The following is a 26,043-nucleotide window of genomic DNA, read 5'->3' as shown; positions in this document are numbered from 1 at the left end:
TTTTTGTTCAAAAATATTGTCTAACGTATGCCGTCTGGCGCCAAAACATTTGGTGAAAGGGCGTGGTCCCTACTACGAAGGGCAGCCCTGATCTTGGTCAACTGCTCATCCGTAAGCACCTCCTGCAGTGCTTTGTCCCGCTCGGCTGCGAATCCGGCAAGCTTCACCGAGAGTACCTGCATCGCTTCGCGTTTGGCATCCGACGCCTTGGCTTTTTCAAGATCAATAATCGCCATCACGTCCGAAGCTTGTTGGGGAGATATCCCCAGGTCTTCTGCAATGAAGGCAACCCGCTTGACTGCCGTGGAATCCTGTACTTGCCCATGTGCTCCCAGCGAGGCAAAGCAGCAGCACAGGGAAAATGATACACAAAAGATGATCTTGGTTTTTGTATGGTTCATGGCCTTTGGTTTTTTGTTTAGTGTCCAAAAATTAACTTGCAACCAAGATAAGGCGGGGATTCAGGAATCCCGCTAACATTTGGTTGTAATTTCAACAACTACAGGTTGTAAATATCACAACCTGTAGTTGTAATGCGATATGAGATAAATTAGGGTAAAAGGAAGAGGACTCCGGCCGCCGATGCTACGGCAATCAAGACCATGGCCACGAGGGCTTCGATGACCATGCTGCCTTTCAACCTACCGTTTAACCGGAAAACCTGGTTTTCCCTGTCCCCCGCTTCCAGTCGCTGCCTTAGGCGCATGGTTTCGTCCTCTAGTTCGGCGATTCTGGCTTGAAGGGCCGCAAGTTCCCCGCTGAGCTCCCTGTTCCTGTGCTGCAGCATTTCACTAAAGAACTGTTCCTTTTCCAGTTGGGCCTGAACTGAAGCCAACTTGGTTTTCGATGTATGGATATTTTCATTGAAGTCGGGCTTTTCCTCGAAAAAGACATCCACGGAAACCTGGTAAAAGTGGGCCAAGTGGCCGAGCTGTACAGCGGAAATCCGCGTTTTGACCTCTTCCATCTTCCAGTAGGCCTGCTGGCTGATGGAAAGTACTTCCGCAATTTCATCCTGTGAATGCCTCCTTAGGTTCCTGATTTTAGCGAGGTTGGTAGCGATTCTTCTTTTCATGGTATGGCATAGGGATACGGTTTATGATACCGCTAAAAATAACAAATTTATGATATTCATGCAATAACTTTTTGAAAAGTATGGGTTTCCGCTGACCAGGCTTGATTGACCTTAGCTAGGTACAATGCTAAGCTACAGTTTATCCACCCATAAGTCACCCTTTAGCCACGTATAGTCCACCTTTTAGTCACCTTTTATAAGTGGAGTATTTATGGGTTTTCTCTAAAGAATAGGTAGCGAATGCCTGGTTTATCCGTGGATTTCCGCTAGCCTTGCAGTGGATAGGCAGCCGTATTTCATGACGGTGTCGATGGCTTTTATATCGGCCACACCCTCATACAACGTATAAATTGCTTCGTTAATCATGGGCATCAAAATGCGGTTGGCCACAAAGCCCGGGTAATCATTGGCTTCTACAGGTATCTTGTACAATCTGTCTGAAGGCGAAGATTCATAGAAATTCCCAATAGTTTTCGTATTTTTGTGTGTAGCCTTAGCATACCTGACCACCTGAGGCCTGGGCAAAGGATGGGGGTGTGAGGAGGATTAAGGGGAAATAGTAATGCCAATTAATTGTTAAGAACATGATTCGAACGATCATAAAACCAACAAAGAATAGTTTGACCATTCGTCTGCCCGATAATCTGGTTGGAAAAACGGTGGAGGTATTGGCTTTTGAACTGGAAACGCCAAAAGTCGATGAAACGATTACAGCCGACAAGGAAAAACGGATCAAGACACTGGAAAAAGGGTTGAGCAAATACCGGATGGATTTGTCAGGGTTTAAGTTTGACCGCGACGAAGCAAACGATTATGACTGATCGCTATGCGCTTGATTCCAATATTTTAATCTATCTGCATGAAAAGGATGCAGAAGCTCACAAACGTATTGTCGCCTAGCGGCTGGTGGTGGATAACCCTATTATATCTCCGCAAGTTGTCAGTGAATACCTGAACGTTTGCCGAAAGCGGCTTTCAATGGACAAATTGGAAGCGATGGATGGACTAAACCAATGGTTTCCGTACGCGCAATTAACCGATTTTCCCCAAGAGATTATCAACATGCACAGAAGCTGATCAAAAGGTACCAGTTCCAGTTGTTCGATGGCGTCGTTGTGGCCTATGCGCTGTCTGCTGATTGCAATACGCTATATTCAGAAGACATGCAGCATAATTTGTTGGTTGAAAGGAAACTAAGAATTATTAATCCATTTATATAATCAATTCGACCAGCTGAAAAGCGAGCCAGTTCCATTTCATTCCCAAACGACCCAATTATACGCTCAATAACGGTAAAATCCCTGCCCCGATTTTTTACCCAGTTTACCGGCTGCCACCATATTCACCAACAACGGGCACGGTGCGTATTTCGGGTTGCCAAATCCTTCATGCAGTACCCTAAGGATAGACAGACAAATGTCCAAACCAATAAAATCGGCCAATTGTAATGGACCCATTGGATGAGCCATTCCCAATTTCATCACGGTGTCGATGGCTTCTACATCAGCCACACCCTCATACAACGTATATATTGCTTCGTTGATCATGGGCATGAGGATGCGGTTGGCCACAAAGCCCGGGTAATCATTCACCGCTACGGGCACTTTATTAAGTTTTTCCGAAAGCGTTATGATGGTGTTTGTTACATCCTCACTGGTGGCGTAACCCTTTATTACTTCCACGAGTTTCATCACGGGTACCGGATTCATGAAATGCATACCGATGACTTGGTCTGCTCGTCGGGTGGCGGCGGCGATTTTGGTGATAGAAATAGACGATGTGTTGCTAGCAAGGATGGTATGGCTGGGACATAACTCATCCAACTCCTTGAATAAGCCAAGCTTGACGCCTTCATTTTCCGTAGCTGCTTCCACCACGAGGTCCGCCTGCCGTACACCGGCACGTAAATCCGTGTACGTGGTTATACGTCCAAGTGTGTGTTGCTTATCTTCTTCGGAGAGGATTTCTTTGCTGATTTGGCGGTCGAGGTTATTGCCGATGGCAGTTAGGGCGTTTTCCAACGCAATGGGGTTGATGTCTACTAAGGCTACATCAAAGCCGAATTGCGCAAACGTGTGGGCTATTCCATTCCCCATGGTGCCCGACCCAATAACGCTTATATGTTGCATGAGATCATTTACAAATTGGTAAAAGACAAACATAAAGAAACCTGCACGAGTTTCCGTTATCAAAAGAAAAAATAACTCGCACAAGCTTCGTCTCCATTTATAAGCAACTTGTGCCAACAAAAAACGCCCATCCACCAACTTGGTGGAATGGACGCTCATCATCAAACTTAACCAAACTCAAGTAAATTAAACTACTCTTTGCTTTCAGACATTTTAGGTGTATCCGTGCTGTCTGCCTTTTTATGGAATTCCATTTTACCTCGATGCCCCCTTTTGAATCGATCGCCATTAGAGCCGTCTTTCCGGGATTCCCGCATTGCCTTCATCTTTTCGTAGCGTTCAGCTTGCTGTTGTTTCAGCACTTCTTGCTGCTCTACGGTAAGTATCTCATTTAAGCGGTCTTGTTCAGCTTTTCGTTCCGCCTCCACTTTAGCCGCACGTTCTTTCCGCATTTCAGCCATTTTTACCGACCGTTCTTCATGGGTGGCTTTCATTTGCTCGGCCTTTTCTAAATTCAGGGCATATATCTCCTTTTGTTGGTCTTCACTGAGGCCAAGCTGTTCCGTCAATTTATCGGTTCTCATTTTGGCCAGCTCCTCAGCGCTTTTCATCTGCCTTGTTCCGCGTTCCTGCGCAACGGCGGTAAACGCCATTCCCGAAACTAAAAGTGCAACCAATGCAATATTTTTCATGATATTCTCCTTTTGTTTTTGATCCAATAAGATTATCTATATCTCTTAGAGCCCGTTTAAAATTTATCTAATAATTTTTTTATGCCTCTTTTTGGCTGCACCTTCGTTAAATTTCTCGCGATAGCTTCCGGCTATCCCTGCGAAATTTGCCTCGGTTCGCTCAAAAATAACCTGTAAAAAATTTCACAATACAAATTTAAACAGGCTCTTATACATAGAGCGGATTTTTCATGAAAAGTTTAACGGAATGTTTTGTTAAAAAATGTTAAACAGGCTTATTTGCCTCATGAAGATGTTTTTCTAGCTATCTAGGGCAACCGTATTTAAACAAAATACGGTCTGTCGTCATTGCGAGCAAGCGCGTTAGCATAAGAAGTGGAGCGACCACGAAGCAGCTCCTACACTCATTTCAGCCCGCTTGCTCGCAATGACGCTAGTTTGCCATGTACAACGACTAACATTTTTTCCAATATCATTGAATATTTCGTATTATTGTATATAAACCATATAAAGTATATAAACCACATAAACTGCTAGGTTATGAAACGATCACTTACGCTCAAGAGAATCGGATGGTGTATGTTGCTATCCGTATTTAGTTTATCCATCCATCCTGTATTTGCACAGACCACCATCTCGGGAACCGTTACAAACGCCACGTCTAATGCTCCACTCATCGGGGTAAGCATCCACGTAAAAGGCAAGGTAGCGGGTACCACCACCAACAATGAGGGTCGGTTTACGTTGAATATAAATGATGCGCCACCGTTGACCTTGCTGGTTTCTTCCATTGGCTTTGCCACTCAGGAAATAATCGTCGATCAATCTACGGCAACATTGACCATTGCCTTGGAGGAGCAATCCATTATGGCATCGGAAGTGGTTGTTTCGGCGTCGCGGGTGGAGGAAAGTGTTATCAAATCACCGGTTTCCATCGAGAAGTTGAATATATTGGGTATCCGATCAAGTCCGCAACCTACGTTTTATGATGCACTCCAAAACCTCAAGGGTGTAGAAATGAGCACCCAATCACTCACCTTCCGTTCCGTAAGTACCCGTGGGTTCGGCGCAAATGGCAACACCCGCTTGGTACAGCTCGTGGATGGCATGGACAACCAAGCCCCGGGGTTGAACTTCCCAGTGGGCAATGTGGTGGGTATGTCTGAATTGGATGTAGCGAGTGTGGAACTTTTGCCAGGCGCGGCATCGGCACTGTATGGGCCCAATGCCATCAATGGACTCCTGTTGATGAACAGTAAATCGCCTTTTGATTACCAAGGGGTGAGTGCCTACGTCAAGACGGGGATGATGAGCGCTTCCAATCGTACACAGCAAAACACGGCTTTTTATGATGTGGCCGTCCGCTTTGCCAAAGCCTTTAACAATAAATTTGCTTTCAAAGCGAATGTGGCGTATCTGACTGCCGATGATTGGCAGGCCACGGACTACCGCGACCAGAGCTTTACCAATAACACCAATCTTGAAAACAATGTGGGCAATGTGAATGAAAATCCCACTTACGACGGAGTCAACTGGTATGGTGATGTGGGTGCAAATATGTACGATGTTCTCTATGGTAATGGGATGCCTGGAGATGGTTCGAATGGTACTTCAGCGGCTTTGGGTGCAATATTTACGCGACCAATAAATCAAGAGGGCACCACACTTCCGCAATTTATAGCAGGGGCTGACCCTGCGGCTCAACTTACAGCTGCCCGCACTATTTTTCAGAATATGGTGCCCCAATATTACCAGCCGGCACCAGGCTATTCCGAACAACAATTGACGGATTATCCTGCAAAAAGCTTGAAGCTGAACGCATCGCTGCATTATCGAGTCAATGATAATGTGGAAGCGATTTTACAAGCCAATTGGGGTAAGGGGTCGGCCGTATATACTGCCGCAGATCGCTACAACATACAGAATTTCACCATGGGGCAATACAAGGCGGAAGTACGTGGAGACAATTTTTTCGTGCGGGGGTATACTACGCGTGAAAACTCGGGAGATGCGCATGCACTTGGCGTGCTGGGAAGCTTAATGAGCCAGCGTTATCTCCAAACGGCCATTGGAGCCGGCGCGACTGATTTTGTGGGTAATGCCTACCAGCAATATGCAGGTGCATTACTGCAAACGTATCAAACCGCCCGGGAAGGGGGTGCCACACATGAACAAGCTTTACAACAAGGGCAGGTAGTGGCTAATACCCATGCAGCCAACAACCGCGTGCAGTGGATGAACGGTGCCATGGCCCCTGCTTTGGATGACGCCAATGGTATGTTCCTTCCGGGCGGCTCCGAGTTTGATGCGACCATGGCAGATATCAAGACCCGTGCGATACCTATGGGCGCGAATTTCCTTGACCGCTCCAACCTATACCATGCTGAAGCGATGTATAATTTCAAACGCCAGATCGATCCGGCCATCGTAGAAATCATCGCCGGGGCAAATTACCGCGTTTATGACCTTAACTCGGAAGGGACGCTCTTCGCTTTGGACGATAATGAAGAGGAATTTAATATTCGGGAGTATGGCGCCTATATACAGGCAGGCCGTAGTTTCAACGATGTTTTCAAGCTTACGGCTTCCCTACGCTATGATAAAAACGAAAATTTCAAAGGGCAATTTAGTCCCCGTATATCCGGCGTATTTACCGTGGCCGAAGACCATAATTTCAGGGCGTCGTTCCAACGTGGTTTCCGCATACCTACTACACAAAATCAATACATCGACCTGAATACGCCTCAGGCGAGATTAGTGGGAGGTTTACCTCTATTTCGCGAGCGGTATAACATGATTGATAACCCCGTATACGCGCTATCGGATGTCCAAAGCGGCAATATCACGCGTTATCAATTCAAGGAGTGGGAGCCCGAACGTGTTGAAACTTACGAAATCGGCTATAAAAGTGTTATCGACAACCGGTTTTTTGTAGACCTTTTTTACTATTACAACCGCTTCCTTACTTTTGAAGGCACGGCGGTGCTGGTGCAGCTGCGCGACCCCTCAGGAACCATTGCAGACCTAGCCGACCCCACACGACGTAATGTGTACAGCATGCCCGTGAATGCACCCCAGATACTCAAGAACTCTGGCTGGGGTATTGGATTAGACTACTCAATCGGAAATGGATACACCGCAACGGGCAATGTAACGCAGAATGTATTGCTCAATGAGGATGAGCTGCGCGAAAGTGATCCTTCGTTCGTTACGTTCTTCAATTCGCCCAAATACCGATTCAACCTAGGTTTCTCCAACCGCGATGTCAATCGCACAGGATGGGGTTTCGGTCTTACCTTCCGCCATCAAACCGAAATGCTGTGGAATAGTACGATGGGTACCCCGGCGGTCAATATTGAACGGCACAGCATCATTCCCGCCTTCTCTACATTTGATGCACAGGTAAGCAAGAAAATTCCTCATATCAAATCCATCATCAAGCTAGGTGGTACGAATATCGGCAATAAGCTTTACACCACGGGATGGGGTAATCCTTCCGTAGGGGGCATGTATTATGTTTCCATCATGTTTGATGAGTTGTTGAATTGATGTTTTTGAACCTCATAGGTTTATGCTTGTGATTGCATGAGTCTATGAGGTTTTTGTTTAGCAACCAGCTGTAACATTGTGGCCAATGCGGTGTCTTAATGGTGAATAAAAAACCACCAAACACACATATGCTTGAAATCAAGAATATTGTAAAACAATACGCAAAGCACCGGGCACTTGATGATGTTTCCACTCGCGTAGAAAAGGGAAGTATTTTTGGTTTACTTGGTCCCAATGGAGCTGGAAAAACATCCCTTATCCGTATCATCAACCAAATCACGGCTCCCGATAGCGGAGAGGTACATTTCGACGGCAAGCTCCTCAACCCCGACCATATCGGGCGCATCGGATATTTACCCGAAGAACGGGGCCTTTACAAGAAAATGGAAATCGGCGAACAGATGCTGTACCTGGCCCAATTGAAGGGACTTTCGAAGAAAGAGGCGACCGACCGCATAAAACATTGGTTTGAGAAAATGGAAATGCAGACCTGGTGGAATAAAAAGGTCGAAGACTTGAGCAAGGGGATGCAGCAAAAAGTGCAATTTGTGGCCACCGTAGTACACCAGCCTGATTTGATTATCCTCGATGAGCCTTTCTCCGGTTTTGACCCGGTCAATGTCAACATCATCAAAGAGGAAATACTCGCCCTCAACCGTAATGGCGCTACCATCATATTCTCTACCCACCGGATGGAGTCGGTGGAAGAGCTCTGCGACAGCATTGTATTAATCAATAAATCCAAAAAAATATTGGATGGTAAAGTAAAAGATATCAAAAACACATACCGTTCGAACACCTATCGAGTGGAACACCTCCCCCACCAGGAGCAAATATCTGCGGTGGATGGCTTATTTACCATCGAAGACCGAGGAGACAGCCTAGAAAACACCACCCTTACCATCAGAATAGCTGAAGGTAAAACGATAAACGATGTGCTGGCCTATCTGATTCCGATTGTCCAAATCCATGAACTCAAGGAAATCATACCAAGCATACACGATATTTTTGTACAACAAGTGACCACTCAAGCCCCCGAAACGCTAATTGAAACACACGAATGAACAAAATATTACTGATTATCAAACGCGAATACCTCAGCCGGGTAAAGAAGAAATCCTTCCTGCTGGTGACATTTTTGGTACCCCTCTTCCTCATCGGAATATATGCCGCTGCCATTCTGTTGACGAAGAAAAGCTTTGAAAACAACCAAGCAACCGTGCACGTGATTGATCAAAGCGGTCTATTCCAGGGACAGTTGGCCAACAGTAAGAACATTACCTTTGTTGACGTATCCGAGGACATTGAACAGGAAAAAGCAACGATCCTCGAGGGCAAGTCCAAGACTTATTTGCTCATCATACCGAAGGATGTAAAGGAATCTACCAACGTGGAACTATTTTCGTCGGAAGTGGCCGGCTTTGGCACACAGGGAGAAATCAAGGGCCAATTGGAAAGTGTGCTTCGCATCAGAGCTTTTGAGGAGGCAGGTATCGATAGGGCCACCGTTGAAAATATCAACCCCAAGCTCAATATCCAACCGAAGGAAATCACGGTGGATGGTGAAAAAGACAGTAGCGCCGGTGCAGCCATGGGAATTGCCATGACGCTCTCCGTCCTAATTTATATTTGTCTATTCATTTATGGTGCCCAAGTAATGCGGGGTATCATCGAAGAAAAAAACAACCGCATTGTGGAGGTTATCATTTCCTCAGTCAAGCCTTTCCAACTCATGATGGGTAAAATCATCGGTATCGGATTGGTGGGGCTCACGCAGTTTATTTTGTGGATTGTACTTTCTACAGCCTTAATGAGCGTGGCCAGTATAGGCTTCATGGATGGACAACATATAGAAGCTTCGGCAAACACCCAATTATCGACGCCTGGAGACCAAGAAATGGCCGAAGCAGCCAATAGCAAAAGCAGCGCCTTTGGCAATTTCAAGCAAGCATTGGATACCGTAGATTTCCGGACCATCTTCATCACGTTCATCCTGTATTTCTTGGGAGGTTACCTGTTGTATAGTGCCCTATTTGCAGCCGTTGGCTCTGCCGTGGATAGCGAAACGGAAACACAGCAATTCATGCTTCCGATAACCATGCCATTGCTGTTCACCTATATCCTTTCCTTTGGGGTACTCATCAATGACCCCAATGGATCCTTGGCAGTTTGGTTAAGCATGATTCCGTTCACCTCCCCCATTGCGATGCTGGTGCGTATACCTTTCGGGGTACCTGGATGGCAGCTGGCCCTATCACTGATACTATTGGTCGGTGGTTTTATATTCACTACTTGGGTAGCCAGTCGGATTTACCGCGTGGGTATCTTGATGTATGGAAAAAAAGCCAGTTACAAGGAATTACTCAAGTGGTTCCGGTATAGGGGATAGCATTTATTTTAGTGTTTATATAACCCCATGCAACGGTCCACCTTTGGTTCCCAGTGCGTCCACGCGTTTTTCCACCTCAGGCACCTTTTCCAACTCGGGGGCATGGTGGGCCTTCTTCCGTGCATCGATGATAACCGGGCCCCGGCATCCCCAATGTTTGTGTTTCGTAAAGCTATTTACGCCATGGATATCATGTGATGGATTACTCCGCGTGAAGGTGACCCACACGAAGTTGTTCACATTTGCGGCAGTAAATGCAGCATCATCGCATAATACCAATAGCTGGATGCCCGAAAAATCGGTATCCCGCATTTCATGGCACCAAGTGTTGATGGTGTTGCTTTCGGTCTCGTCATCCGTGAATGCCGATGCTTCTACCGCCAAGATGCCCGGCAAGGCCAGTTTACATTGGTGAAAAGGTCTAGGCAGGTCAAAACCTCCAGGCAACTCGGTAATCAATTCCCGTTTTTTACGGCCAACCGCTGCAAAAACTACCTTGGAGCCAGCATTGAGTCCATCCCCTGAATAATCCAGGGTATCAATGGTCGTTTGCGTGTGAAAGTGCAGGTCACGTTCAAAATCGATCCGTTCGAGCATATGTGTCAAGAATGCCCTCACATCATGAATATCCAAACGAGGGTTGTCTTGGAAAGCCGAAATAAAGAGGTACTTGGCTAGGCTCAATTGGTTTTTGCCCAGTATCTGGTTGGCAATGGTGAGGATTTCCTGCGGACGGTCCATTTGCAAGTATGGTGTGTAACGTTCACTACCAATGGCAAATAAAAGTGGATGAACTCCAGCGGCATCAACCGCGTGGACAGCATGGAGCCCGTTGATTTCCTGTGGGATGGCAGATCCGGTTATTTCATGTATCAATGCTCCAAAACTGGTGTCTTCCTGCGGGGGGCGCCCCACTACGGTAAACGACCAAACCGGATCCTTACGGTGGTAAACCTTATGCACACGCATCAAAGGGAATGGATGTACTAAGCTATAATATCCCAAATGGTCGCCAAAGGGCCCCTCGGGTTTGTTTTCGTTGGGATAGACCATTCCGGTGATGACAAAATCGGCATCCGCCGAGATGCAAAACCCTTCTTCATCGTAAAAATACCGAAAGCGCCGATTACCAAGGGCGCCTGCAAAGGTAAGTTCGGATAACCCTTCAGGTAGCGGCATCACCGCTGATAATGCATGGGCAGGGGGGCCACCCACAAAAATGCTCACTTTCAATGGTTGGCCCAAAGCATTGGCTTTGCTCTGGTGTACCCCGATACCACGGTGGAGTTGGTAATGGAGCCCCACCTCCGTGTCTTGTATATAATCGTTTCCAGCCATTTGTATACGGTACATTCCTAAGTTGGCCTGCATCACACCTGGTTTGGATATATCCTCGGTGTAGACCTGGGGCATGGTCACGAACGGGCCACCATCCATCGGCCAATTGACAATCTGCGGTAATTGGCTGATGCGGGTCGTACCATGCAAAATAGGTGCCCCTCCCCTTTTTTTCCACGGTAGTGCGGATAAGGCTGTGGTAGCCACATGGGTATATCGGAATGGATTCCTGAGGGCTTTCATCGGGTCTGATTTTACATCCACCAGCACCTTGATTTTCTCGAGCGTGTCCCTAAACATAAACTGTGACCGTTCCAGTGTACCAAATAAGTTGGATACTGCCGGAAACGGAGTGCCTTTGACGTTTTCGAAGAGGAGCGCTGGGCCTTGGGCATCATAAACCCGCATATGTACAGCTGCCATCTCCAAATAAGGGTCAACCTCTTCCTTGATACGGATGAGGTGCCCATGTCGCTCTAAATCGTTAATACATTCGGAAAGGCTTTTATATCCCATAGCTGAGTTTTGTTAAGATGCGATCGACAAAAATAAACCTATTTTTTTTAAGATAAATGCACACCAACTCGTAGTGCTTTCAATCCATTGACACCTTGCAACTCTTGCAATTCCAATTTTTCCAGATCATCCAATAGCATGCCTTGATGTTGGAGTGCCGCAATATGCTTGCGGTAGTCTTTGATGGAATCTTCATGAAAATAAACCAAAGCAATTTTCCCCGGCTGTGTGAGCCGTTCGAATGTATTCTTTACCAGCACCTTGTCAATCCGCTTTTTAATGACATGGTAGCGTACATTGTAAGACCCCTCTACATCAAATCTACGCTCATCCACCCGGAAACTAATGTCAATATCTGAGGTGTTTATGAAGATCAATTGGGTGGTTTCGAGTGGTAGGGCGATACTGGGCTTTAGCGTTGATGTTGCTTGCGTGATGCTAGCCATCGCAGACAGTTGCATATATTGTATCTGGGTTAAGTGCGCCTTCTCGAATTTTTTTCCCGGTGTGATGGATTGCCCCACGTATATGTCATGCTCCACGCCATCAGTCCGGAACCTCTCGAAATAACTGGGATAGCACTGCTGAACTTCCTCGTTTAAAACATCCAAATGCCGCGATATGGTATTGGTGATTGCCATCAATGACGACTCAAACGCCCGTCGACGAGCATAGCAGAAACCCGACTGCTGGTCCGTGTCTGCTTCATACCGTTCGATAATCGCTTGGATTTTTTGGTTTTTAGGCTTTAATTTTCGGAACAAAATAGATATCTCCTCACTCAAGAAGTCTGTAATACCAAATTGAAAATGGTCCAACACATCCAGAGAAAGCTCGCTTTTCCAATAATTACATTTGCTTATCAGGGTGTCCAGATCGGGAAAATGGTGTACCACGCCGATTGCTTCCAATGTTTCCATCAATACCTGTAATTGGTTTTCCAAGTCCCCTATTATGGCCAAATTGCGTTCGAGCGTACTGTTTCGTACATCCACAGCTCCATATAACGGATATACGTTATTGAAATAAATATTACTTACACTTGCCGGAGTTTTCCCGATATCACTTTGGAAGAGGTATTCCCAAGCAGCCTGGTTAAACTTCCAATGCACGGAAGGCTGCAATCCCGTGAAACGGTCTTTAATGATTGCGTCCAGCTTATTGTCAAAATCGCTGATAAGGTTATAAGATAGCTGTGCCAGCAATGGCGTGGTCGCTCTCAGTTTCGGAAGGTTACTTTTGTCGATTCGATGGTCTTGTATCGTATGGATTTCCAGCAAGCCGACTACTTCGTTATTGAAGTACAGCGGCGCACAAGTATAGCAGCATATCGCAAGTTTAGCAATTTCTGCAATCAAGGAGGAAGGTGTGTCTGATGGTCCAAACGTCAAATTATAGGTAATGGGATATGGGTTTTCCAGGTATTCGTTCACCAGGGAAACCACTGTCCCATTAGCGTGGCCACTATTCAGCAGTTGGTTGAACAGGATGCTATCCTTAGTCAATTGGGGTTCAATGACGGGAATACCATTTACGCGCAATAATGGGGTCAAGCCAATGTGCAGATGTGGATTGCCTGTCAATATGCGCAAAGACTGTTCAAGCTCGGCTTGATATGCATATCGGTCGTCTTTCGTTCTGTTAATGATGATCCTTTTGATGTTTTCCATCACTTGCTCCTGACAGTTGTCGGTCATGGTGATGATGGAAAACCCCTCGATTTGGAAATTTTTTAGCGGAAGGAACGTCAAAATGTCTCGCCAATCTATTTGCTTCTGTACGTTTACCCCCCTCAGTCGCTCATAATTGAGGGGCGGCAGCTCACCTTTTGGCTTTACGTCTACAAATGTATAGTCTACGGATATGCTGTAATATTTGGGCAACCCGGTTTGCTCATCCATCGACGTGTATACCAGCGGTTCCATATTGGGAAGATGCACGTCATATAATCGCTCTAGGATTAGGCTATAAATGACTTGAATGCTCATATCGGCTCTGTCATTGCTCACTAAACATCCCATGCAGTTGTTTTCAGCATATTCTTTCTTCAGGAAGTCATAAAATGTATCTGTTCCATAGATTATTTTGCCGTGTACAGGATGCCCCAAACCCCATATGGCGGTCTGTTCGTCGTTAAAGAGGGGCACCAATAGGCAATACACATAATAGAGCTCCTTATTGAATTTTTCGAGGTTATTTTCAGCGATAGGCCCATATTTCTCCTGGGCTTTTAGAAATCTATCCAGTATAAACGCAAACATCTCTCGCTTGCCTTCATCGGGCTGCGCACATAATGCTTTTAAGTGGCTGATGAATTTATCAAAGGATAATTTACTATCCAGCTCGGAAAGGTAATCAGCCTTTTCATCAAATATGTTAAATAAACGTGTTTGCATAATTCACTTTGACTTTTAAAATAATACCTGCTGGTTAGAAACGGAAACCCATGCTAAAATAAGGATACCACCCTTCCTTTGAGTGCCCAGCGACGAGTTGCAATACGGCGATGTTTGCCGGCGTATAATAAATGCCCCCTCCTTTACCTTGGTGGATACGATTACTGTTGTACCCATTTGCCCAAACTTTGCCCACGTCATAAAATGCGATCATGCCCAATTGACCGGGCATGATGTAATTACCTACTTGTGCCACCTTCATCCGCAATTCGAGGTTGTTGTAAAAAAGATGTTCGCCCGCATACCTGAATTGCCTGAATCCCCTCAGATTACCTTGCCCCCCTAAAAACAGGGATTGATAAAACGTCGTGTTTCCATACGTTGTACCACCTCCTATACGATTGGCCACCACAATGGCATCTTGTGCAATACTTCCGTATACCGATAGTTCAGCCGTTGCCTGTACGAATGACTTGGCATGCCCGTTCAAGCCCGTATACCCCTTGACATTGGTCTGAAAATGGCCTCCACGGGTAGGTATTATCTTGCTGTTACGGTTGTCTTTGATGAAACCAAGCAATAGGCCGGCAAAAGATTTATCTTGATGTACGGTGAGACTATCGTAAGTATGTAATTGACCGGCTTGATTGACGAACCGACCCGCGTTATCCGATTGCCTAAATTGATAGAACTGCAAAGCCGGGCCCATACGTAGCGTGGTGGTGCTGTTGGGATGCCATTGTAGGGCGGGTTGAAACTCATATAGGCTAAACCTGGCCCGATAATACGCAGCGTCATAGGTATCCCGATCGTACTCGGAAGCGTTGCCAAGTCCGAAATAATTCTGCGTGCTTGGAACAAAAGCACGCGCTTCCATCACGATATCGGCCTTGCCAATAGCTTCTTTCCATTGCCCGTTGTACCTCGCCTTTATGGCTCCTGTGGCAAAGGAACTTGAAATCACAAACTCCTGGACATGGGTAAACGGAGTTTTCCTGAATCCACGCTGGTGGGTGTATTTGAATCCGGCGCCGAGCAATACGCCGTCGTCAGCGTTGTAACCGGCAGCTATCAATGGCAACCAAATGTTGTATAGGTTTACCGGTACAAAGGCTGTATTAGCGCTGTCGGTACGCAAATGTTTGCGGATATGCTTGGTGTCACCGGTAAAGGAGGAACGGATACCACGGTCATATATGTGCACGCGCTTGCTGGATGACTGTACATCATAGTGCTTATCGCCGGTACCGCCAATGATCCGCAACTTAATGGGCGATTTGGATGTATTGACCATCACACTGTCATGACCAGCAGCTAGGTATATACGAATTTCCTTGGTTAACCCTGGATCATAAATTTTTTCCATCAGCTTCCCTTTCACCTCGCTTTCTTTATTAATCTTCCGGATAGTCACCCGCAAGGCATTGCCGGGTGCATCTTCCACGATTACTTTTTCATGCTTATTGCTTACCTTGATGTCGACAATGCGGTTAATGAACCGATAGTGCTTGTCCATTTCCTTTGGTAGGTTATCTCGCCTTTGCTTTAAAACATTAAGCAGCTGGGCACGTCTGGTTTCATAGGTCGATTCGGGCAGTCGCTTTATACCTTCTTCCAAGATGCTATCGGTCATATCAGCTACGAAATCGTTCACGATTTCCGTCCATTCTTCGTAATTGAATTGGGTTTTAGGGTGTGCATTGAGGAAATGAGACTTGAGCATCGAGTAATTCACCCGCTTGATTTCAGGCGCGAATCCCTCCATCATGGGTAACGCAAAAGGCTTGGAGGCGATTTTCGGGAAAACACCTTCTGTGAGGCGAAGTGCCTGATCCCTGTCACGGGGGACCACCAGATAATCCCTGTCTTCGCCTTTCTTCCCTTTATTCACATCGCGCCAACGCCATTGGTCTTCATGCCTGTCCCAGTCGTTGACAAGCACGTCGAGTATCCGCGCCCGCAGGAACGTTTTTGCTTTATAGATGTCGTCGTTGTCGTTATAGATGTTGTGCATCATTTTGAGGGTGTTGTCGGAATCGCCCAAGGGCTCCCGTTCTTCGAGTAAGCAAAGTGTGTTGGCAAAAACTGCATTATACGCACCTAGCGCGCTATCAGGGGCAATGATGCCAATGACAGGATTAGTAGCGGGCACATTTACCGCATTAGCCAAAGGAGGTATCATCAATGCGGAATACGGGTGTTGGGCACTGTTGGCATCATCAAGGAAATCATGTGCCAGCGTATGGTGCAGTGCTTCCGGGAGCAGCGCTTCCGACCTTTTGTTTACACTCCTGATCACCCATTGTTTCCCCGAAGGGTCCTCCAGTCTAAGTGTAACAGATTGCATACCTCCACCACGTTTCAAGGGAGTGAGCCCACCGTGTATTTCGGATATGCGGATGACAGGGACTTTGGCCTCCGCCGCCCACTCCTTACGATAGTTCTCTCCGAAAAACGTGCGGCGAAAACTCCCCGCTTGCTCAAATTTCTCGTTGGCCTGTACCCACATACTGTCGGACCCTATCGTTTCGCCGTACACCGAATCGAGCAGCGGTTGGGGGTCTGTATAGGGCACGGTATACGAGAAAGCTTCGGTTATGCTATCATGAGCGTATGTATAATAGGTGATCCGGCTACTCCTGTCATTGAGGTAATCTAACGTTACAAACCCTTGCTTTGGATATGCAAACAATGAGTTTCGCCCTTTTTTTGCGTAGGAATCTTTTGCGCCAGAACCACTGACCACCTGAATGAAATCTCCATCTTTAATGAGCTGTAGCCCATGATCATGCCCGGAGAAATGGATGATGTTGTCGAAACTTTCGAATACCTCGCTCACATCGGCTATCATTTTTTTATAAATAGGATGTGGCATATCTTCCGGATTGAGGAGTACCGTTCTCCGAAGTAGCGGATATAACGACCCGATGGCGGGCAATGGGATATATAAGTTTTTTTTGGCGGCAGTGAGCGGGAAGACATGATGTTTCCAGGAGTAATACCCACCATGCACACCATAGGAACGGAAAGGATGATGGGAAGTCAATAGTATAGTCTTGTCATGATGCTTATAGCGCATTTCCTCCAACCGTTCGATTACCTGCCCTTCGGTTTCACATTCGCATTCAACCTGGTCACTGCTGCGCTCATGGGGGAAAACCCACCATTCACTGTCATAGGCAATCAAGACAAGGCTATCAGAAAGCACAATGTCAACGGGATCCGGACAACCATTTGGTGGCACCATCTTTAATAAGGAATCCTGTTGGTCCTCCAGATATTGCCATTGCGCCCTTATTTTGGCATACCCCTGCTTACCCATCCGGTCCCAATCATGATTGCCTGGGATGAAATAAACGGGTGCATTCTTAGCTCGCATGGGTTCGAATTGCGCCCTTAGGATTTCTTTTGTCCGCTGTTCTTCAGGGCTGCCCGGCAACCCCATTCCCCGGGGATAGATGTTGTCGCCAAGGAACATAACCGTTGTTTTACCGGGAATAATCAGTTCCGCTGCACGGGGAATGATAGCTTCCTGTTTGTGGTTGATTTCACCGGCGTCACCGATATAAATGACCCGTGCCCTGATGCTGTCCTGGGCGTTGGCTTTCATTACTAAAGCCGACAACAGCGCTACTACTAAAATAAATAGTGTTTTATCCACCGCGTTAGTCAATAAAATCATAACCGATGATCGCTACAAGAAACGCCAATACAGACGAAATCAATCCAAACATGAAGATACTGTATGCGAGTCGAAGAAGCTTGTATTTCCGTCCTAACACAACACCCTGTGAATATACATCCCTCGTCAGGGTACCATAGAGAAATTCACGATCTTCCATCACTTTTTTCATCCCTTCGTAGTATTCATCTAGCCCCATTTTATAAAAATTGCCGAAGAAAAGCAGGTTTACCTTTTTGTTTGTTACATCTTCGTCGTTAAATTTCCCATCGGGTATTTTAGGTCGTGTAGCGAGGATGGCCACCACCATGGTTGACAAACTTACAATCAGCAACATGAACGTAGGAATAGTCAGGTATACATTATTGTCAAGTTTGCGGAGCAGCAAGGCAATAACCACCGATAGGATAATGGAATTCACGGTTAAAAGGATATTGGCTTTATTGTCAGCCATATCGCTTAGTCGCTGGTTGTTGGTCGATGTAACCCTAAACATGGTTTCGATGCCTCGATCGGGCCGATCATTAGCTTCCTTTTTTTTCTTGCTGCCTTTGGGTACGTGCGGCTCCCCTTCGTTGTTATTTGTTAAGTTGTTCTCGTTTTCCTGTTCACGCAAAGCTGCCATGTTCTCCGCTTTCTTGTCATTCAATAATTGTTGAGCATATGTGGTGTGATAATGATGCGTGTTCATAAGTGACAAGGTACCTCGGCACCAATCGTCGTTAGTGAGGATCACGCCTGAAGTCGCTTTCTTTTCCTTTCTCATCAATTTGTTGCGATCAACAAAATGATCGCTTCCCAAGTGAAATAAATCGGCATCACAGACAATCGACTCTAAGAGATTCCCAGGTGTTTGGGGCAAGTGTGTCGCCATGATGCACTTCTTGATGGAATCGATGACATCCTTATCGATATCTCGCTGTCTGAGGAAACTTTCAGCTAAGTCGGCACTGCGTAATTCATGGCCTACGGCTCCACCAGAAAAATACCCTAAGTCATGAAAATAGGTAGCGATTATGACGATGAACCTTTCTTTTTCACCAAGCTTATAATGCTCCGCCATCTGCTGTGCAGCAGCCACTACGTCAAGGGTATGGGTCAAATCATGGAAACAATAGATGCTCGTATTCTTTCCTTCAAAATATTGTTTAACCCAAGTTGCCGCGTCATCAATTATTTTGTTGTAATCCATCCTATTTATTTTACATGGTCTAGTTCATAAGCGCATAAAGATACGGAGTTCTTACGCATAAAAAAACAACCCTACATGATCACGTAAAAAACATCGAAAATTCATGTATCTTTGTAGTTTTAAGCAATCAAGTAACCCATGTTCACAGGCATTATCGAAACATTAGGCACGATTACCAATCTCCAAAAAGAAGGTGCAAATCTCCACATCCAAGTCATATCAGCAATTTCTGATGAACTAAAAATAGACCAAAGTGTATCCCATAACGGCGTATGCCTCACTGTGGTGGCTAGATCCCCCGGTTGTCATACCGTCACGGCCATTGCAGAAACGCTTCAAAAAAGCAACTTGGAATCACTGTCCGTTGGATATCCAGTCAACCTGGAGCGCTGTACACGGGTTGGCGATCGTTTTGATGGGCATATCGTGCAGGGGCATGTCGACCAAATTGCCACTTGCATCAGCGTGGAAGATCAACAGGGTAGCTGGCTATATACCTTCCAGTATGACACCAATGCGGGCAACATCACGGTTGAAAAAGGTTCCATCACGGTTAATGGCATCAGCCTCACGGTGGTAGATTCCCAACTCGACCACTTTTCCGTAGCCATCATTCCCTATAGCTTTGAAAATACCAACCTCAAGCATGTGAAACCAGGTGATACCGTCAACCTCGAATTTGACATTATTGGTAAGTACGTGTCGCGGATAATGGAGCTCAGGAGGTAAGCGAAATGTCATGGGTGTCAAGTGCTATCTTAATCTTTTCAAGATTATCGAAATAAACATCCCAATAAAGCTGCTTTTCTACCCAACATCTGATCAACAGATTTACTGAGCTTTCCGTCAATTCGGCAACACGCACCTCTGGTGCCGGAGCAACCAATAGCCGCTTATCAGCCGCGAGCGCCTGTAGAATCACTCCCCTGGCCCGTTTGATGTCTGAGCCATTGGAGATGCTTATTTTATATTCCGCCCTTCGGTTTGTGATATTTGAATAATTGGTGATAACGGAATTGGCAAGGGGGCCATTGGGAGCAAACACTGCAATACCGTCAGCAGTACGCATCGTGGTATACAGAATATCTATTCTCTCCACCATACCCGAAGCTCCCCCAGCACTATCGACAAAGTCTCCAACCCTGAAAGGCCGGAACAGTAAAATCAGTACGCCACCCGCAAAATTGGCTAGGCTACCTTGCAGGGCTAGGCCGATGGAAAGACTTGCCGCCCCCAATACGGCGATAAACGATGTCGTGCGTATGCCGATCATTGATGCAGCAGACAGGATAAGCATCGTATACAGGATGAATTTGATGATACTGCCTACGAAATCCCGGAGCGACAGATCTACATTACGTCGCTCGAACCTGCGGCGAATAATTTTCATAATCATCCGGATGGACCAGCTTCCCAACACCAAAATGATAATGGCCAATACGATGCTCGGTATACTTGACAATACCGAGTCGATGATGTGTTCCAATGCCAATTGTATCTTATCCATAAATAAGCAGGTTACAAAAAAACTAGCGCAAAAGTACAAGACTTTTAGCAAGGGCGATGTAAAAATAGCCATTTCAAATAAATGAATAGCAACCCTTATTACAGATATCCATTATATTTGTCGATATATATATGTATATCAAACACCCCGATGTAATGATGGACTGGGAAGCGACAATCACGGCGTTCAAACAATACCTTCAATTGGAGCGAGCCATGTCTACCAATACCGTGGATGCTTACCTGAATGATGTGAGCAAATTGCAGCGGTATGCAGAACCGGACCATATCCGACCCATGGAAATCACGCCTAAGCATATCCAGGCTTTCCTTACCTGGATCAATAGCTTCGGAATATCAGCATATAGCCAAGCACGCATCCTTTCAGGCGTCAAAACATTTTATCTTTTCCTTAGTATTGAACATGGACTGCTGGAAAACCCAACGGCGCTTATCCAAGCTCCCCGTTTAGGGCGGAAAATCCCCGACGTACTTAATATCACCGAAATCGATGGCCTCATAGCGGCCATTGATCTTTCAGCGCCTGAAGGTATGCGCAACAAGGCCATACTCGAAATATTATACGGCTGTGGCCTCCGGGTCAGTGAATTGGTCGGACTCAAGATTTCCAACCTCTTTCTCGATGTGGAATTTATAAAAGTAGAAGGTAAAGGAAGCAAGGAACGCTTGGTGCCCATCGGAACACAAGCAGCGAAATACCTCCACATATACTTGGAAGAAGTGCGTGTACACCAAAAAATTAAGCCGGGGTATGAGGATTTTGTGTTTCTCAACCGGCGAGGTTCTCCCCTATCCCGTGTCATGGTATTCCTGATCATCAAGGAACTGGCAAAAAAAATGGGATTAAAAAAGAAAATAAGCCCGCACACCTTCCGGCATTCCTTTGCTAGCCATTTGGTAGAAGGCGGCGCCGATTTACGTGCCGTGCAGGAAATGCTAGGCCATGAAAGCATCACTACCACGGAAATTTATACCCATATAGATCGTGACTACCTGCGTTCAGTCATTATCCAATACCACCCACGATCGTAAGCTAACGGCGTTGCACGTCGTACCCATGCTTATGCTTACGGAAATGAAATTTTGTTGCGTTTAATCAGCAGAATTCCTCGCAGCTCTGCTGCGGGGCAAAAGTGGCAAGCAGATTATCTTTGCTACATGGGGCGATCATATCCACAGGCGACACAACAAGAGTTTGCTGCTGTCTCACATTGTAGTTACTATAAAGTACAGGCGTTCGGTATTAAGTTCGGGAGTCTCTCATAGTATAGGTTTGATATGTGGAGAAATAGCGGCAATATGAGGATTTATTTTATTGAGATAGGGTGTTCCGATGTTATCTCCCAAGGTTATAGTCCAGCGGATAAAAAGTATAACAGCGTAAGAGTTGTTCAGGATGCATCAGGAGATAGAACAGCAATTATCGGGTGGCCAATTTTGGACGGATGGCTATTATATCAACACAGTTGCTCAATATGCGAATGAAGAAATAAATAATAAAGAGATATGTTTCCAATCAAGGAAAAGGGGAAAAGAATAAATAAGCCGTGGTACAAAGGTCAACTACGTTTGTTTTGACGCCACGGGACACCTCGCAGCTCTGCTACGGAGTGAAACATTAAGTTTAAATAAAAATAACTTGCGAAGCTAAAATCTTTTGCCTAACATTGTTTCGCAACTTAGTTGTATTTATCGCCCCTTATTCAATTAAAAATTTAATCTTATGAAAAAGTTAAAACAGTTTTTTATTTTATTTGCATCGGTTCTATTTATAAGCAATTCAGCAAGTGCGCAAATCCCTTGGAGCGATATACCTTATTACAATCCATTACCCGGTGACCAAGTTGTCTATAAGGGAATCAAAAAGGTACAGAGGGGAGCAGATAACAAGTACTATGCGCTTTTGGAATTTGATTTCTTCTTTGACACAAATAATGGCCCCCAAGGTCAGAAGAAGGATATCAACGTTGTTGGCCCTTCCTACGTGGCATGGGGGTACAGTATAAACCCGGGGCCATATGCCTACACTACGATAGGGGTTCCCAGCGACGATGGTATACCAGTGGCGTATAAAGTGTTTAATAATAACAACACTCCCAACAATCGCACCCAGTTCATTTGGTTGCCATCCAACTCGGAAGATAATGAGTATGTACATTTTTCATCGAGGCTTCATACAATATATACGATTTCCCAGAGAAGGAAAAAGGACTGGTTAGGCCTTTATTGGATTCTTGAAACATATAATGTCAGGGAATATTCCGGTTATATCTCTGAATCTGTATTGAAATCGGCATTTTAATTAATTAATTTTCAAATTTGTTTAAGGGGGGTGACCAGGGAATTACCAAAATCTATTGTGATCTTGGTAATTTCCCTTTTTTTAAATAGTTGATAACTGTGCTTAGGATAACACATTATGTCCCCCGCTTTCCGTCCACAGCGATTTCCGCGCTTGCCCTGGCATTGATATGTTCCTTTCCCAGTAGTGCGCAAACAAAGCGGGAGAGAATTTATTATGGACATGTATTGGATTCAACATCATTATTGCCTTTGGATAACATAAATATTTCGCTGTTCAACGATGGAGATAGTACCAAATACTTGGCAGCACGAACAATTAAGAACGGCAGGTTTGAATTCAGCGTTGATGTTGACAGCTTCACCGCCATATCATTTACGCATATCGGCTATAGACCGCGGACTTTCCCCATAAACGAACCCGCTAAATCCGGAATCAGAGTTTACCTTGAAGTCCTTCTGAGTATGGAAAACCATGTGCTTGACTCTGTTTCCGTTACTCTCCCTAGGGCTTCTATGGAGCGCCGTGGCGACACAGTTATCTACGATGTGTCAGAGTTTAAATACGGTAAATACGATGATGCGGATATCATCCTTTTCCAGATACCGGGTGTTTACTTAAACCACGAAGGGGAATTGATCGCGCAAGGAACGGAAATAACCAAGATCACTGTTGATGGCAGTGATTTCTTTTTAACCGATCCCTTGAAGCTCATGAAAATAATTCCGGCGGAAGCAATAGACAAAGTGAAAATCGTCAATGCCAGAAGCCCGGAATCAGATTTCGCCGGCTTCGATGATGGCCTTCGTTATAAACAGATCGATATCGTAACCAAACCGGACAAACGAACAGGTTATTTTGGACAGGCGCGTAGCCAACTCGGGACCGAGGAATTGAAGGAGCTTGACGTGGAAGCCAACGCATTCAGGGAGAAGGACAGATACGCCTCCAATATTTCGCTGAATAACATAAGTAGGGGCTGGGGTAGCATGGGCAGTAACGAGGTTGGTACGATTGCGGATGCTGCAAAAAAACCTTATTTCGCCAACCTTGATCTTAATTACTCCAATGAAAGGGACAGGGACCTCAAATTTCTGTTAAGACTTGAAGTTAACAACAATGCGATTTACAATAGGTCGAATTCGGATGATTTAATCAGTGTGGAGGAATCAGGTATAAGGGAATTAAGACGAAGCGTCGATGGCAAGGATAATCTGAAAGGTTTCAAACTTACAAGCAAGCTTGAATACCGAAGCAATAAGCATTCCTTGATGGTTATCCCTGGTTTTGAGTTAAATACCAACAAGATGCAGGACGTGACATCACAGAGCATAATTGGACAAGACAATCATGTAAGAAATCTGCTTCTCAGCAACAACGGCAACTATTCCGTTTCAAGCCCGGTCATAAATGGGATGTATAGTTACAAGATCGATTCAGCAGGACGTAGCCTTTCGCTCACCTTCACTGCCCTAAACAACTTCAACAACAGCCGTAACAACAGCCTGTCCACCGAAAGCCAAAGCTCAGATAATGGGATATTAAATAGCAACAACTATGAGACTACTAGCAGCGACTTTTCTCGCCAGTATACCATGAACGTGCAATACAATGAACCACTGAATCAAGATATTTCATTACAAACAGTAATGTCTATCTCCACTAATCGGAATACCAATGAATTCAAGAATAGCATCTTCAATGCGATGGAAGCCGACGGGGAAAACTTAGGGACAGGGGACAATGTCCTCCTTGCCCACAACTATAGGACGCAGAACAGCAATAGTTCATTTGGATTCAGACTGGCGTATTCAAAACCCAAGATGAGAAGCGTTGTTGGCATGTACTACCAAAGATATTTACAGGCAAATACTGACGGATTAAACCCTGACGCGAAAGAAAGATTTACAACCAGCAATTACCTTCCATTTTTAAATATCTCGTTTGCACCCCGGCCCAATAATAGCCTGTCGTTAAACTACACGAAAAGTGTGGTACCACCAAGTCTGTTTCAGCTCCAAGAGGCAACCAGTATTCAAGACCCGCAAAGGATAGCTCTGGGAAATTCCCATTTAAAAAACGAAGTAAACCACCAGGTCCAAATATCCAACAATTATATCCTAGCAAAAAGTCAAAGCGCATTAAACACCATCATCAACTTAAATATCAATGAGAACAAGATAACAGATAGGATATCATACCTTGAAAGGGATACAATAATTAATGAGGTATCGCTCCAAAGAGGAGCAAGGATTTCACAGCCAGTAAACGTAAATGGATACATGTTCTTGAACGCCAACACGTCCTATACCAAATCATTATTCAATAACCGGGTAAACACCAACTTTAATCTGAATTTTAGTTCTATGCGCAACAAGTATTACGTTAATGAACAACCCAATAGACTGAAATCCAATTCAGTATCAAGCCAGCTGATAATGAATTTCTTTAGCTTAACATATCAATGCAGCTTTTCTTACCAATTAGGCTATCAACACATTGACAACTCGCTCGCCTCAAAAAATCTAAATGTCATTAAACAGGTTATCACCAATACCATGAGGTTAAAGGGTATAACACTTTTTGATATAAGTTCAAACTTGAGCTACTACGGTAACAAGTCTTCCGATTTCGGCTCTCAGGATGTACTGACTTGGAACATATCATTGACCAAATCGTTTCTTAAAGATGGTAAAGGCCTATTATCCTTCAGCATATATGATCTGTTCGATAACAACAATCAATATTCATACAACGTAAACACCGAATTGTCTTCCCTGAGGCATAACAATGTACTTGGTCGATTCTATATGTTTTCCTTGGCATATCAATTTAGGAGATTCGGTTTGTAAGAAGTTAATCAAAGGTCACATCGAAAACTGGATGGAGCATCCACAGCCGAGCGGTTTGGTCACTTTGACAAGACAACCTGAACCTCCAACCGGCGGGGAAAGCATGAGCACCATCAAAAGCAAGTATGAAAGCGAATAACTAACGAGCTCGTGCGGCCTGAGCACGGAAAGCCCCGCCACGACTAGTAGCAAAAATTAACTAATCAAAACCTGGCTATTATGTTCGTCAGCATTCAATCATCGCTCGGTATTTTTGCAATTCCATCCGAGGTCATAATAAGCTAACAGTTATTAGGTATTAGCCATGAACTAACTACCAACAACGCCAATATAAATGAAATTTTGTTGCATTTAATTTACGTTATAACACAACATTGTTGTATTTTTGCGCACTGTAAAGATGG

Annotated in this window: 18 protein-coding genes; 8 read left to right on the top strand and 10 right to left on the bottom strand. The window is 45.2% G+C overall.

What is annotated here, in order from left to right; translation table 11 throughout:
• Nucleotides 1–20 precede the first annotated feature (20 nt).
• The 3 genes from NF543_RS07590 to NF543_RS07580 all read right to left on the bottom strand — a co-directional run bounded on the left by NF543_RS07590 (nucleotide 21) and on the right by NF543_RS07580 (nucleotide 1,507).
• Entirely contained in the window at nucleotides 21–401 is a 381-nt protein-coding gene (locus NF543_RS07590) for a hypothetical protein (protein ID WP_257667518.1), read from the bottom strand.
• A gap of 149 nt (nucleotides 402–550) precedes the next feature.
• Nucleotides 551–1,075, bottom strand: a complete 525-nt coding sequence (locus NF543_RS07585; RefSeq protein ID WP_257667517.1) for a helix-turn-helix domain-containing protein — start codon at nucleotides 1,073–1,075, stop codon at nucleotides 551–553.
• A gap of 249 nt (nucleotides 1,076–1,324) precedes the next feature.
• The gene (locus NF543_RS07580) at nucleotides 1,325–1,507 is read right to left on the bottom strand and encodes a 3-hydroxyacyl-CoA dehydrogenase family protein (RefSeq protein ID WP_257667516.1); all 183 of its coding nucleotides are present in this window, start codon (nucleotides 1,505–1,507) and stop codon (nucleotides 1,325–1,327) included.
• A gap of 152 nt (nucleotides 1,508–1,659) precedes the next feature.
• Between NF543_RS07580 and NF543_RS07575 the strand changes: the two genes are divergently transcribed.
• Nucleotides 1,660–1,896, top strand: a complete 237-nt coding sequence (locus NF543_RS07575) for a hypothetical protein (protein WP_257667515.1) — start codon at nucleotides 1,660–1,662, stop codon at nucleotides 1,894–1,896.
• A gap of 462 nt (nucleotides 1,897–2,358) precedes the next feature.
• Here NF543_RS07575 and NF543_RS07570 read toward each other — a convergent pair whose 3' ends face one another.
• Both NF543_RS07570 and NF543_RS07565 read right to left on the bottom strand, forming a co-directional pair.
• The gene (locus NF543_RS07570; protein WP_257667514.1) at nucleotides 2,359–3,204 is read right to left on the bottom strand and encodes a 3-hydroxybutyryl-CoA dehydrogenase; all 846 of its coding nucleotides are present in this window, start codon (nucleotides 3,202–3,204) and stop codon (nucleotides 2,359–2,361) included.
• Nucleotides 3,205–3,395: 191 nt separating this feature from the next.
• A complete protein-coding gene (locus NF543_RS07565) occupies nucleotides 3,396–3,896 on the bottom strand; it encodes a DUF4890 domain-containing protein (RefSeq protein ID WP_257667513.1) in 501 nt (166 codons plus the stop codon).
• A gap of 540 nt (nucleotides 3,897–4,436) precedes the next feature.
• Between NF543_RS07565 and NF543_RS07560 the strand changes: the two genes are divergently transcribed.
• The 3 genes from NF543_RS07560 to NF543_RS07550 all read left to right on the top strand — a co-directional run bounded on the left by NF543_RS07560 (nucleotide 4,437) and on the right by NF543_RS07550 (nucleotide 9,834).
• The gene (locus NF543_RS07560; RefSeq protein WP_257667512.1) at nucleotides 4,437–7,445 is read left to right on the top strand and encodes a TonB-dependent receptor; all 3,009 of its coding nucleotides are present in this window, start codon (nucleotides 4,437–4,439) and stop codon (nucleotides 7,443–7,445) included.
• Nucleotides 7,446–7,573: 128 nt separating this feature from the next.
• Nucleotides 7,574–8,509 carry an ABC transporter ATP-binding protein gene (locus NF543_RS07555; protein ID WP_257667511.1) on the top strand — a complete coding sequence of 312 codons (936 nt, stop codon included), beginning with the start codon at nucleotides 7,574–7,576 and terminating at the stop codon, nucleotides 8,507–8,509.
• The gene (locus NF543_RS07550; protein WP_257667510.1) at nucleotides 8,506–9,834 is read left to right on the top strand and encodes an ABC transporter permease; all 1,329 of its coding nucleotides are present in this window, start codon (nucleotides 8,506–8,508) and stop codon (nucleotides 9,832–9,834) included. Before NF543_RS07555 ends, NF543_RS07550 begins: the two co-directional genes overlap by 4 nt.
• Before the next feature lie 15 nt (nucleotides 9,835–9,849).
• Here NF543_RS07550 and NF543_RS07545 read toward each other — a convergent pair whose 3' ends face one another.
• From NF543_RS07545 to NF543_RS07530, 4 genes are read right to left on the bottom strand one after another with little or no spacing between them, the layout of a single operon-like run.
• Nucleotides 9,850–11,688: a UbiD family decarboxylase gene (locus tag NF543_RS07545; RefSeq protein ID WP_257667509.1), complete on the bottom strand. Its 1,839-nt coding sequence runs from the start codon at nucleotides 11,686–11,688 to the stop codon at nucleotides 9,850–9,852.
• Nucleotides 11,689–11,735: 47 nt separating this feature from the next.
• Nucleotides 11,736–14,084: a hypothetical protein gene (locus NF543_RS07540; RefSeq protein ID WP_257667508.1), complete on the bottom strand. Its 2,349-nt coding sequence runs from the start codon at nucleotides 14,082–14,084 to the stop codon at nucleotides 11,736–11,738.
• 34 nt (nucleotides 14,085–14,118) lie between these two features.
• Entirely contained in the window at nucleotides 14,119–17,766 is a 3,648-nt protein-coding gene (locus tag NF543_RS07535) for a BamA/TamA family outer membrane protein (RefSeq protein ID WP_257957452.1), read from the bottom strand.
• Nucleotides 17,750–18,958, bottom strand: coding sequence for a Pycsar system effector family protein (locus NF543_RS07530; protein ID WP_257667506.1), 1,209 nt, complete (start codon nucleotides 18,956–18,958; stop codon nucleotides 17,750–17,752). Before NF543_RS07530 ends, NF543_RS07535 begins: the two co-directional genes overlap by 17 nt.
• A gap of 138 nt (nucleotides 18,959–19,096) precedes the next feature.
• On the opposite strand from NF543_RS07530, the gene NF543_RS07525 reads away from it, so the two are divergent.
• Nucleotides 19,097–19,687, top strand: coding sequence for a riboflavin synthase (locus NF543_RS07525; protein ID WP_257667505.1), 591 nt, complete (start codon nucleotides 19,097–19,099; stop codon nucleotides 19,685–19,687).
• Here NF543_RS07525 and NF543_RS07520 read toward each other — a convergent pair.
• Nucleotides 19,677–20,465 (bottom strand): mechanosensitive ion channel family protein, encoded by a 789-nt coding sequence (locus NF543_RS07520; protein ID WP_257667504.1) that lies wholly within the window; start codon nucleotides 20,463–20,465, stop codon nucleotides 19,677–19,679. The two genes, NF543_RS07525 and NF543_RS07520, sit on opposite strands and share 11 nt — an antisense overlap.
• A gap of 158 nt (nucleotides 20,466–20,623) precedes the next feature.
• Here NF543_RS07520 and xerD point away from each other — a divergent pair, with 158 nt between their 5' ends.
• From xerD to NF543_RS07505, 3 genes are all read left to right on the top strand, one after another.
• Nucleotides 20,624–21,517: a site-specific tyrosine recombinase XerD gene (gene xerD / locus NF543_RS07515; RefSeq protein ID WP_257667890.1), complete on the top strand. Its 894-nt coding sequence runs from the start codon at nucleotides 20,624–20,626 to the stop codon at nucleotides 21,515–21,517.
• Between the two features lie 691 nt (nucleotides 21,518–22,208).
• Nucleotides 22,209–22,787 carry a hypothetical protein gene (locus tag NF543_RS07510; RefSeq protein WP_257667503.1) on the top strand — a complete coding sequence of 193 codons (579 nt, stop codon included), beginning with the start codon at nucleotides 22,209–22,211 and terminating at the stop codon, nucleotides 22,785–22,787.
• Between the two features lie 98 nt (nucleotides 22,788–22,885).
• Nucleotides 22,886–25,639 carry an outer membrane beta-barrel protein gene (locus NF543_RS07505; RefSeq protein ID WP_257667502.1) on the top strand — a complete coding sequence of 918 codons (2,754 nt, stop codon included), beginning with the start codon at nucleotides 22,886–22,888 and terminating at the stop codon, nucleotides 25,637–25,639.
• Nucleotides 25,640–26,043 lie beyond the last annotated feature (404 nt).

It is taken from the genome of Parapedobacter tibetensis (genome assembly GCF_024704835.1).
GTDB lineage: Bacteria > Bacteroidota > Bacteroidia > Sphingobacteriales > Sphingobacteriaceae > Parapedobacter > Parapedobacter tibetensis.
Note: the sequence above shows the minus strand (reverse complement) of the source record. Positions and strands in the feature narration are given on the sequence as shown.